At 58.6% G+C, this 9652-nt stretch carries 13 protein-coding genes and 1 tRNA gene; 6 read left to right on the top strand and 8 right to left on the bottom strand.

Annotated features, from left to right (window positions below; all coding sequences use genetic code 11):
• Positions 1 to 251: 251 nt before the first annotated feature.
• Complete coding sequence (locus tag M2320_RS19525) at positions 252 to 491, top strand: hypothetical protein (RefSeq protein WP_264598717.1); 240 nt, start codon at positions 252 to 254, stop codon at positions 489 to 491.
• 134 nt (positions 492 to 625) lie between these two features.
• Here the strand turns inward: M2320_RS19525 and M2320_RS19520 are convergent, their stop codons facing one another.
• Positions 626 to 886 carry a GlsB/YeaQ/YmgE family stress response membrane protein gene (locus M2320_RS19520; RefSeq protein ID WP_264598716.1) on the bottom strand — a complete coding sequence of 87 codons (261 nt, stop codon included), beginning with the start codon at positions 884 to 886 and terminating at the stop codon, positions 626 to 628.
• A 185-nt stretch (positions 887 to 1071) separates the two neighbouring features.
• The gene (locus M2320_RS19515) at positions 1072 to 1347 is read right to left on the bottom strand and encodes a cytochrome C (RefSeq protein ID WP_264598715.1); all 276 of its coding nucleotides are present in this window, start codon (positions 1345 to 1347) and stop codon (positions 1072 to 1074) included.
• Between the two features lie 295 nt (positions 1348 to 1642).
• Between M2320_RS19515 and M2320_RS19510 the strand changes: the two genes are divergently transcribed.
• Positions 1643 to 2647: a sensor domain-containing diguanylate cyclase gene (locus tag M2320_RS19510; protein WP_264598714.1), complete on the top strand. Its 1005-nt coding sequence runs from the start codon at positions 1643 to 1645 to the stop codon at positions 2645 to 2647.
• Between the two features lie 116 nt (positions 2648 to 2763).
• Here M2320_RS19510 and M2320_RS19505 read toward each other — a convergent pair whose 3' ends face one another.
• From M2320_RS19505 to M2320_RS19495, 3 genes are all read right to left on the bottom strand, one after another.
• Entirely contained in the window at positions 2764 to 3216 is a 453-nt protein-coding gene (locus M2320_RS19505) for a hypothetical protein (RefSeq protein ID WP_264598713.1), read from the bottom strand.
• Between the two features lie 136 nt (positions 3217 to 3352).
• Positions 3353 to 3607 carry a hypothetical protein gene (locus tag M2320_RS19500; protein ID WP_264598712.1) on the bottom strand — a complete coding sequence of 85 codons (255 nt, stop codon included), beginning with the start codon at positions 3605 to 3607 and terminating at the stop codon, positions 3353 to 3355.
• A gap of 167 nt (positions 3608 to 3774) precedes the next feature.
• Positions 3775 to 4230: a nuclear transport factor 2 family protein gene (locus tag M2320_RS19495; protein WP_264598711.1), complete on the bottom strand. Its 456-nt coding sequence runs from the start codon at positions 4228 to 4230 to the stop codon at positions 3775 to 3777.
• A 372-nt stretch (positions 4231 to 4602) separates the two neighbouring features.
• Here M2320_RS19495 and M2320_RS19490 point away from each other — a divergent pair, with 372 nt between their 5' ends.
• The 3 genes from M2320_RS19490 to M2320_RS19480 all read left to right on the top strand — a co-directional run bounded on the left by M2320_RS19490 (position 4603) and on the right by M2320_RS19480 (position 5885).
• Positions 4603 to 5082, top strand: a complete 480-nt coding sequence (locus M2320_RS19490) for a MucR family transcriptional regulator (protein WP_264598710.1) — start codon at positions 4603 to 4605, stop codon at positions 5080 to 5082.
• 95 nt (positions 5083 to 5177) lie between these two features.
• Positions 5178 to 5441, top strand: a complete 264-nt coding sequence (locus M2320_RS19485; RefSeq protein WP_264598709.1) for a hypothetical protein — start codon at positions 5178 to 5180, stop codon at positions 5439 to 5441.
• Between the two features lie 102 nt (positions 5442 to 5543).
• Complete coding sequence (locus tag M2320_RS19480; protein ID WP_264598708.1) at positions 5544 to 5885, top strand: hypothetical protein; 342 nt, start codon at positions 5544 to 5546, stop codon at positions 5883 to 5885.
• Between the two features lie 106 nt (positions 5886 to 5991).
• Here the strand turns inward: M2320_RS19480 and M2320_RS19475 are convergent, their stop codons facing one another.
• On the bottom strand, positions 5992 to 6639 hold the full coding sequence (locus M2320_RS19475) for a hypothetical protein (RefSeq protein WP_264598707.1): 648 nt from the start codon (positions 6637 to 6639) through the stop codon (positions 5992 to 5994).
• A gap of 655 nt (positions 6640 to 7294) precedes the next feature.
• Positions 7295 to 7384, bottom strand: a tRNA-Leu gene (locus tag M2320_RS19470).
• Between the two features lie 262 nt (positions 7385 to 7646).
• Here M2320_RS19470 and M2320_RS19465 point away from each other — a divergent pair.
• On the top strand, positions 7647 to 8393 hold the full coding sequence (locus tag M2320_RS19465) for a phosphorylase (protein ID WP_264598706.1): 747 nt from the start codon (positions 7647 to 7649) through the stop codon (positions 8391 to 8393).
• Positions 8394 to 8435: 42 nt separating this feature from the next.
• Here the strand turns inward: M2320_RS19465 and hpnH are convergent, their stop codons facing one another.
• A complete protein-coding gene (gene hpnH, locus M2320_RS19460) occupies positions 8436 to 9611 on the bottom strand; it encodes an adenosyl-hopene transferase HpnH (RefSeq protein WP_264598705.1) in 1176 nt (391 codons plus the stop codon).
• Positions 9612 to 9652: the final 41 nt, after the last annotated feature.

Raw genomic sequence — 9652 nt, 5'->3', positions numbered from 1 at the left:
TTGGTCATGATCTCTCCTGATGCGCGGCGATCATCGCCGCTGTCAGGCACAAAAGCCACTTATCGTCCTGTCCAGATTCTCCGGGCCAGCTCTGAAATACGTCTTTTTTCGCATCAATCGTTTCAGCTATGCATACGGCGGGGCGCAAAATTCGCTTCCCCTTGATTGGTTTAGGTCGAACTGACGGTCGTTGGCTCGGAACAAGAAAACTGGGTCAGCCAAGCCATCAGATCACTGGTGACGGGGTCCCTATGCCTACCGAAGAATATCATCGCGAAGGATTACGGCTGCTCCACCGGCAGTTGCTATCATTGACTTCTGTAGAGCGGGAACTGCTCGACCGTATCGTTTCGGGGGAAACGCATGAGGCCATATGTGCAGAACTTCACGTCTCGTCCCGGTTGATCGTCAACGAAACGGTTCGGTTCATGGAATCCTTCGGCGCGGTCGATCTTGATGATCTCGCCAGCAAGGTTTCGCTCGCTCAGTGAATGAAGGCTGGGCGCACTGCGCCCGCTTCAGGAGTCTTATCAGAAGGCAAACAGGATCACGCCCAAACTCGACCCGCGCACGCGCACGACACCCGCCGGCATTCTGCTTTAGCATTCCGGGGGCGCGGACGTGTTCACGCCGCGCGGCCCCGTAGTGCGCGGACCACCCAAATCAGCAAACATGCGCCGACGAACCCAGCGATCAGGTAGCCGATCCAACCGCCTACCGCTATGCCAAAAAAGCCGAAAATGGCGCCGCCAATGGCCGCTCCGATGATGCCGAGCACGATATTCATCAGCACGCCCATATCACTCTTCATGAATTGCTCGGCCAGCCAGCCTGCAATCCCGCCGACGACGATGGCCGCGATCCAACCAACCTGTGGGTCTCCCATGGCACGTCTCCTTAGAAGGTGCGCGCAACTCCGCACCGAAATCAATTTGGCCGACCAACAAGGCAGTTAATCGTCATGGGGCGCGCTCCGTTCCGGAGGTCGCGAAACGTCTCAAGATTTTCTAGCGACGGACGCCCGAACTTCAACGTTGGATTTCATGCAAGCTGAGAATGTATGCGATGATGTCATCCCGTGAGCGTGAACATCGGCATCCCTGCATGCGGCGTCGTGAGAGCCACCAGTAGCGCGGTGCGCGTCATCCCGGGGGATGCAGCAAGGTCAGAAAATGTTGGCGCCTTCGGGTTTGGGGACCGATCCTGCCCGACGACCGTTGCATGACATTCCGAACAGACACGTTGCGCCAAATCGAGACCTGCCTTTGGGTCGCCGGGACCTTGGGCGTTGGCTTCGGCGGCGACGAGCGTCAGGGCAATTGCAGAACAAGAAATGAGCTTCGTCACGGCTTTGCTCCCATATTTCAAAAGTTATTGGATCGTCTCCGAGGTTTAACTCCGCTGGCTTCCGAACCGCGCGTGCCGATGCGTGTGAAAATGATCCAGCATTCGCCCGCGCCGGATTGTTGCGGGGCTGAGCCGCTGCGTCTTTTTCGGCTTTGACCAAGCGTTTGCAATCTTCGCGACCGTCGCCCGACTGCATCCGGTGGCCGCCAACCGCCAGCCGCCGCAATGGGTGTAAGGACACATTCATCTATTCTGCTTAGGGTTGCGCAACCCTCTCTGTCGCAACCCAAGATTTATGAACAAAATCTCAGAGGCATTGCTCGCCACGCTGGATCAGCATGTTGCGCCGACGTTCGTGCTCAACAAAGAGGGCAAGGTCATCCTCTGGAATCGAGCTTGCATGGTCTTCACCGGCGTTCCAGCGGCGAGCGTCGTGGGCACCAAGGATCATTGGAAGGCGTTTTACCCGGCCAAGCGGCCTTGCCTCGCCGATCTTGTTTTAAACGACACGGTTGAATGGGCACCGGAGTATTTTGTCGCCTACTCAGACTCGCCGGTCGCCAAGGGCGCGCTCACCGTCGAGAGTTGGTGCGACCTGCCGAACGGACGGCGGGTTTACATGGCTGGCGACGCCGGGCCGATTTACGACCCCGACGGCGAACTTATCGGTGTGATGGAGTCCATCCGAGATTTAACGGCTATGAAGGCGGCGGAGGCCCAGCTTCGCAATCTTGCAGGTCTCGACGGTTTGACCGGTCTGCCCAATCGGCGGACGTTCAACGACACGCTTGCAAGAGAATGGGGACGCGCGTCGCGAGCCGGCGAACCGCTTTCGCTTCTGATGATCGATATTGATCATTTCAAGCAATATAATGATGAATTCGGCCACGCTGGCGGCGATGAGTGCCTTGCAGCGGTCGCGAAAATCATCGCGGGGTCAGTTCGCCGCGATGCCGATTTAGCCGCCCGATACGGAGGCGAGGAATTCGCCGTCGTGCTCCCGTCAACGGACATCGACGGCGCGATGACCGTGGCCGAGAGTTTGCGCCGAAACATCGAGGAGCGCGAAATTCGCCATCCCGGCAACAGCGCAAGCCCATTTGTTACCGCGTCGATCGGCGCGGCATCCGTTGTTCATCCGCAGAACGACTGCGCGGACGGAATTATCGTTGACGCCGATCAGGGCCTATACAAAGCGAAACGGCTTGGCCGGAACCGAGTTTGCGCTTTCGAGCAGCGGGAGGCTGACGCGCGCCACCGCGATCACGAAACCCCGCTGCGTCTTCGCGATTGCGCATAACGACGTGCGCTTCGCGCTCGCCGCCACCATAAGGCGGCGTGACAACTCCCGCATGGAGCATTGTCTCAAATGCGTTGGCGTTCTGTCATCATTGCTGGGGCAAACGGTTGGTGTCGTCATGCCTCGAACCTGACGACGATGTCCTCAAGCGGAATGCCGTGAACTCGCGTCGTCCATGTTTGCCCCGCGCTGACCGGCATGGCGAGGGTCAACGTTCCGGTGGACACGATTTCGTTCGCGCTAAGCGGCGGATTCTCGGGATCGTTAGCCAGCAGTTCGACAAGATGGCGAAGAGCCAAGAGCGGACTGTCGAGCACAAGCGCGCCTCCGCCAATCTGGCTCAGGCTGTCATCGCAGTAGAGTTCGACGCCAAAGCTGGCGAGTTCGCGCCGCCAAGCTTCTTTCCTTGGCGCGAAAGCGTGGCGTTTGCCAACGAGCAACGCGCCATGGAGCGCGTTAGCCGCAATGGTGTCCGGCGCCTTGAATTTCCATCCGGGAAAAATGGATTGCACAATTTCGTGGCCGAGCGCGATCCAATCTATGCAATCGAGCAGCGCAGCCTCGTCCATGTCGCGCGATGGCGCCGTCCCAAGACCAAACATGATTTCCGGTTCGATGCGCGGCTCAGCGAAGTTCGTCGGCGAATGAACCGGCGCAGTCGCGAGTTCGTAAGTCGTCCGGTCGGTGCAATATCCCCATATTGGCTCAAGCGCCGTGCGCCGCCCACATCTGGCGGTTCGTAAAGCCGATTTTCCGGCCAGTGACGATTTCCCCCCGCGCCTCGAACGCGCGGCGGAGACGACGAAGGACGCGGTATGCTTCCGTAACGCTCAATCCCCCGGACGCAAGCGAGAAGGCTGGAATTTGACGATGGCTTTCCAGCGACGAAACCACGTTCGTCGCGATGGCATCGAGATCGCGCTCATTGGTCAGCGGCAGCATGAACGGAAGACCGATCATTATCCCAGCAGGACTCCATGCCGGTTGCGATTGAGGAAAATCTCGGATGCGGCCTTGGGGATGTTTGCCGCTCCCGGCTGAAGTTAGCAGCGATCGAAAGCACACATCCGACGCAGCGGTGAAGTTCTTCACCGCTGCGCGGTGGTCCTTTTTACAAAGGCGAGGGATCAGTGATGAAGCCGCGCCGTCTGCTCAGATGCGGCCACGGTGACTGAGTGAATATCGCCTCCGAAATACGCCTGAACGACCGCGTGGGTGTCGGTAAAGTCTCGGAATTCCACGACCTTCCCGTTCTCGATTTTGAATATGTGCGCCCACTCGTGCTCGACCAAACCTCCTGACGGCTTCATTCGAGCGGTCGTATGACCAAGAACGGTCACAGAATCGGAACCGCTGAAAAATTCTTGCGGCATGAAGGACTCAAATTCCACATGGTCCCCGAGTTCTTTAAAGAACCCTTTTGCCGCTTCAACACCATTGCGTTCGCCACCCCACGGGATGAGGGCCGGGTCCGCATTGGAAATCCATTTAATGTTGGGGTCAGACGCCGCGAAGATCGTCTCAAGATCGCCGCGCTTGAACGCATCGTATAGCGATTTCACGAGTTCAACATTGTTCATCATGATCGCCTCCCTTTGACGGCTCTCCGCATTATTGCGGAAAAGCTCGCAAGCAAAGCCTCGGTTATTCGCTCGTTGAAGAAACTGAACGGACCTCTCGTGGCTTTTTTTGCTTATCTTCATTACGCTATTATCGTTTTTGACATTTCTCAAGCTTAGGCAGCGCGCTGACAAACATCAATTTATTTTGACGATCTCAGCGGCGCGTAGACCGATATCGTTTAGCTCGGTCGCCGATTGGTGCGAGCCGAAATCAAGCCGGGCGTTGCAAACTTCCATGCATTTACAGCAATATTTCTGCCACGTAGATTGACACACATGAGACACGCGCGTTACTTGAAATTAACGTCATCAGCAAGATTCGGAGAAACGCATATGGCTGAGAACGACAACGCGTCGCTTGTGGCTCAGATATTGTCATCGTATCTGTCAAATAACACCGTCGCCCCGGCTGATCTCCCCGAAGTCATTAAGACCGTCAAGACCGCCTTCGGCATATCGAGCGGCGTTGCCGAGGCCGCTTCTGAAGAGCCGAAGAAAATGGAGCCGGCTGTTTCCTTAAAAAAGTCCATCAGCCCCGAAGCCCTGACGTGTCTTTGCTGCGGCAAGCCATTCAAGTCTCTTAAACGTCACCTCCAATCCGAGCACAATATGTCGCCAGATGAATATCGCGCGGCTTTTGGACTGAAGCCCGATTATCCGATCGTGGCTCCGAATTACAGCTTGCAACGGTCCTCTTTGGCCAAGAGCGCGGGACTCGGTCGAAAGGCGGGCGAACCGGCGCCCGTCGAGAAACCTGCCGAGAAGAAGAAGCCTGCTGCGAAAAAGACCGCGCCGAAAGCTGCGGCTGAATAACGTCGGTATAGGATGCGGGGCTTCTTTAATGTGGCCCCGCATGGCGTTTCAGCCGACGTGTGTCGAGATGACGAATCTGGGATATTGCGCCCACGATGACCGAAGCTCTGCCGATCCAGCCGCCAACGATCGCTCACATGGAAAGCCTTGGCGTGGCTGCGTTCTTTCTCATCTGCGGCGACTGCAAACGAGAAAAGCGGCTCACATTTGAGGACGTCGCTCTGGCGCGCGACACGCCGTTTCCTGAAATCCCGCGCGCTCGGCGGTTCGTTTGTTCGACTTGCGGCGGGCGAAAAATCAGCGCGTTTCCTGATTGGACCGATTATAAGTTCCGGGGCATGAGGCGTCGCGACACGTAGGCGGGCGTCGTGGCCGGGTCGGACGGCGCAGCGATTTGAGAGCGCGCAGGTGCTTGAAAGGGCGACCTCATTGCTCCATCGATGTCGAGCACTGGAGCAAAAATGGGCAAGGCTGAACTTTTCACCGAAATAACGAATCGGAATGCCCTGCGGCGTGAAGCAGGGCTACCGCTGCTGAACATCCGAGACGAGATCGAGAGTCAGCAAAACGCTTTCGACTGGAAGACGTTCATCGAAATCCGAGACCAACACAGGGCGGTTCGCGACGAGATCACGGCCCGCGTAAGACTTGCCCTTGCCGCCGAGAAGGGCTTCGATTGCCTGTCGCACGGCGGACGGTTGTTGCTCGGTGCCAAGGTTGAAGCTGAATTTCTTGGCTATTTGAGGGGGCTTGGCGTGAAAATCCCCAAGTCGAGCGGAACCCGTTACGGCTCAAGATCGTGAACGCGCGAACTGCGAACTCTGCCGCGTGTCGGCTCGGGGTCGAAAAAGCTCAAGTTCTTGCGACCGCCCGCGCCGAAATGTGTTGAGTCAACCGCTCCGGGCGGGTTTAGACACCACCAAATACAAACTTGAACTCGATAGCGGCTTGGTCCGGTTTGATCAAAAAGACCTGATCCACGGCAAGAGAACTTTTCTCCAAGCCCACGACACGTGTGAAGTCGGTCCAGTCTTTGATGGCTTTTTCTTTCAACCACTCCCTCGCAGTAGCAGCTTTTTCGATCGGCAAAGGCACCTTATTGTAATTTTTACTTCCGAATTGCGTCGTGCTATTCATTAACGCCTTATAAACAGCAAACAGTTCGTCAGTTGACTTCATCCAAACAGCTTGCGTTTCGAGGTCTACCACCACAAAACCACCACCGGAGCCGCCAATTAGGGGCTCGGAGCAAGCTTTCGACCACTCGGCACTCCACGTTCCGGAAAGACCAAGTTGACGGGCGCACTCGGCGACAAACCCAATCGCGTGAATCAAGGCGTCATGCCGCTGGCCAAGTCCAGCATGATGAAGCCAAAGCTGGCCGTTGTGTTCTTCAACGATGATGCCGAGGCCGCCTTGCCATCGGCCCTGCATCTCTCGGTAAATCCCTAACGCCTCTTCAATGCGCTTTTTCCCCGGATCAAAGAGGGACGAAATCTGCAAGTAACGTTCTGCCATTTTCTGAAAATTCCATCTTTGAAATGCGTTTTTGGCCACGATAAGGCGTCGCCACATCGCGTCTCGATGCACATAATGCCATGGCTGACGCGCGTCAATATGTAATAGCTCCGTCAAGCAAAATATAATTGTGATCGTGGGAAATATCGCTGCGATCACATCTTGTCGTTCTCTGGGCTTGGCTCTAGATGGGGCTATCCCAATGAACGAGACAACATCCGCTTGCGCTCGCATTGCAGAGAAACCTCACCGCATCCTGCAATCGGCGCGGCGGGCTTCGGCGAATCAAATTTGACGATCACAGCGCGAAGTTCTGTATCGCAGTTCGACGCCCGAGGTCCGAACACCGCCTGTTCATCAGCCTAGACGTTTCGTTGCCCGCCCGAGACAGCAAGGTCGGCGACGTGCCGGCCCGAGCACGTAAACGAGCGTGCGGACGGATGAGCGGTGACTGGGCGCCGTAGGCGCGAGTTCTTCATCGGAGATCGGCGGCCCGGAGGATGGGTGCCGAGCGATATTAATTTTTGGTTCGGCGATTCGGCTAACGACGACGCCGGAGACAAGACGGGAACAGGGTTGCGCAAGACGAGAGACGTAACGTCTCTGACTAGCCACATTTTGCCGCCGTTTTTGCCACACGGTGGCAGAGAATCATCCCATATATGCCACGACGCAAAGCACCAATGCCCGCACAAGCGGGCGATAGGCGTTAAACTATGACTCAGAACATAGCAGAAATGAGAGATTTTAAGTCTCTTGCGTCTACCGATTTCGCCACGCCCGCGCCGCTTCGCTTATAAGTTGCCGGACAAAGCCCCGCCAAGCGGAATTTTCGGCGACGCCCTCCATGACCGCCAGGCATGACCGCCGGGAGCGCGCCTGTTTTCACGACGCATAGGACAAAGGCGTCCTGCCAAAGGCTTGTGCAGGGCGCCCCGCGAGCGGGCGCCGGGACTGCGACCCCTTGTCCATTTTCGGGCCAAAACCCGACTAAGGCTTGACCGCACTACACTCTTTTGTGAAAGCTTCGGGGAACGGAGAGTTTCGTGTCCCCACGCATCGCCCTCGTCGTCGGCCTCAAGCAGGAAGCTCGAGCCGCAGCCACCCCTCTCACCGTCGTCGGCGGCGGGTGCGCCAAACGCGTGTACAAACTTCTGGAGGACGTCGGACCGGTCGACGCCGTCATGAGTTTCGGCATCGCCGGCGGCATCGCCCCCGGTCAAAAGCCTGGCGACGTCATCCTGGCGGACAAAGTGATCGCCGGCGAGGTTTTTCCCGCCGATTCCCGCTGGCTCAGCGCGCTGTCGCGCCAAATCCCCGACACGCGCGTCGGCGCCCTGATCGGCGTGGATGAAATGATCGGTAGTCGCGACCATAAGGCGCGGCTGCACCAGAAAACCGGCGGTCTCGCGGTCGACATGGAATCCCACGGCGCCGCGCGTTTCGCGCGAGAGCGCGGCATTCCCTTCGTTGCGCTGCGCGCCGTCTCCGATCCGCACCACCGGGCTTTGCCCAGCGCCGCCCTGGTCGGCATGAATCCCGACGGCTCCACCAATGTGCCGGCGGTGCTGCGCGCTTTGGCGAAGCGTCCCGGCGAGCTGCCCGGCCTGATCCAGACGGCGCGCGAGGCCGGCGCCGCCATGCGGGCGCTGGTCCGCTGCCGCCGCGTGCTCGGCGAATTCTTCGGATTCGATTATGGCGCTCAGCCGCTGGTCGCCCTGAGCGGCCTTAACGACGCGCGCCTGCCGCTGTTCGCCGAAGGCGATTTCGGCATTCCCGCCGCCGTCGAATAGTTTGGCGGCCGGGCGATCCGCCCGGCCTTACCCGATCAAGCTTTACTCCGCCGCTTCCGCCGCCTGCTTGGCCTCTTCCGCCTGCTGCTTGGCGCGTTTTTCCGCTTCCACCACGGCGTTCAGCTGCTCCTCCACCTGGGCGGCGAAGATGAATTGCGCCGGCCGCTGCTTGTCCAGCGGGATTTCGGGCTTCATCGGCCCCTCGGTGGCGACGCCGAACAGAGCCGTGCGGATCGCGTCCCAGGGATGGGTGATGGCGTGCTTGACGGCGCTCGGCTCGAAGCCGCAATGCACCATGCAATCCGCGCATTTCTCGTAATTGCCGACGCCATAGGCGTCCCAATCCGTGGTTTCCATCAGCTCTTTAAACGTGCTGGCGTAGCCCTCGTTGAGCAGATAGCAGGGGCGCTGCCAGCCGAACACGGTGCGCGCCGGATTGCCCCAGGGCGTGCATTCGAAGGTCTGGTTGCCCGCCAGGAAATCCAGGAACACCGACGACTGGAAGAAATCCCATTTCTTGCCGCCGTTCCCCCGCCTGAAAATGGCGCGGAACAGCTCCTTGGTCTTGGCGCGGTTCAAAAAATGCTGCTGGTTGGGGGCGCGCTCATAGGCGTAGCCCGGCGCGACCGTGGCGCCGCCGTTGACGCCCAAGCCCTTGAGCGTATCAAGGAAATTGGCGACGCGCTCGGGATCGGCGTCGTTGAACAGGGTGCAGTTGATGCTGACCTTAAAACCGCGGGCCCGCGCGGCGGCGATGGCTTTTACGGCGCGATCGTACACCCCGTCCTGGCACACCGACTTGTCATGCATCTCGCGGTCGCCGTCGAGATGAACCGACCAGTTGAACGCCGAGCTCGGCTCGAATTCGCCGAGGCGCTTTTCCAGCAGCAGCGCATTGGTGCAGACCGTGACGAATTTCTTGCGATCGAGCGCGCCCCGCACGATCCGCGGCAAATCCTTGTGCAGCAGCGGCTCGCCGCCGGCGATCACGACGACCGGCGCGCCGCATTCGTCGATCGCCTCCATGCAGTCTTCGTAGGGCAGGCGCTGGTTGAGAATCTTGTCGGGATAGTCGATCTTGCCGCAGCCGGAGCAGGCGAGATTGCAGCGGAACAACGGCTCCAGCATCAGCACCAGCGGATAGCGCTTGCGCCCCAGAAGATGCTGCTTAACGATATAGGCGCCAATGCGCGCGCCCTCGAGCACCGGTATACCCATAACGGTTCGTCTCTCCGGTTTCTCCTGTGACGATGCCAAAT

The sequence above is a fragment of the Rhodoblastus acidophilus genome (assembly GCF_025961575.1).
GTDB classification, from domain to species: Bacteria; Pseudomonadota; Alphaproteobacteria; order Rhizobiales; family Beijerinckiaceae; genus Rhodoblastus; species Rhodoblastus acidophilus_C.
The sequence above is the reverse complement of the archived record's forward strand: the minus strand, read 5'-3'. Positions and strand labels throughout refer to the sequence as shown.

What these genes read in the sequence shown, in the direction of transcription:
- M2320_RS19500 (WP_264598712.1), bottom strand. Translation starts at nt 3,607, where the DNA reads ATGATCGGTCTTCCGTTCATGCTGCCGCTGACCAATGAGCGCGATCTC.
- hpnH (WP_264598705.1), bottom strand. Translation starts at nt 9,611, where the DNA reads ATGGGTATACCGGTGCTCGAGGGCGCGCGCATTGGCGCCTATATCGTT.
- M2320_RS19480 (WP_264598708.1), top strand. Translation starts at nt 5,544, where the DNA reads ATGGGCAAGGCTGAACTTTTCACCGAAATAACGAATCGGAATGCCCTG.
- M2320_RS19520 (WP_264598716.1), bottom strand. Translation starts at nt 886, where the DNA reads ATGGGAGACCCACAGGTTGGTTGGATCGCGGCCATCGTCGTCGGCGGG.
- M2320_RS19525 (WP_264598717.1), top strand. Translation starts at nt 252, where the DNA reads ATGCCTACCGAAGAATATCATCGCGAAGGATTACGGCTGCTCCACCGG.
- M2320_RS19495 (WP_264598711.1), bottom strand. Translation starts at nt 4,230, where the DNA reads ATGATGAACAATGTTGAACTCGTGAAATCGCTATACGATGCGTTCAAG.
- M2320_RS19490 (WP_264598710.1), top strand. Translation starts at nt 4,603, where the DNA reads ATGGCTGAGAACGACAACGCGTCGCTTGTGGCTCAGATATTGTCATCG.
- M2320_RS19485 (WP_264598709.1), top strand. Translation starts at nt 5,178, where the DNA reads ATGACCGAAGCTCTGCCGATCCAGCCGCCAACGATCGCTCACATGGAA.
- M2320_RS19505 (WP_264598713.1), bottom strand. Translation starts at nt 3,216, where the DNA reads ATGGACGAGGCTGCGCTGCTCGATTGCATAGATTGGATCGCGCTCGGC.
- M2320_RS19510 (WP_264598714.1), top strand. Translation starts at nt 1,643, where the DNA reads ATGAACAAAATCTCAGAGGCATTGCTCGCCACGCTGGATCAGCATGTT.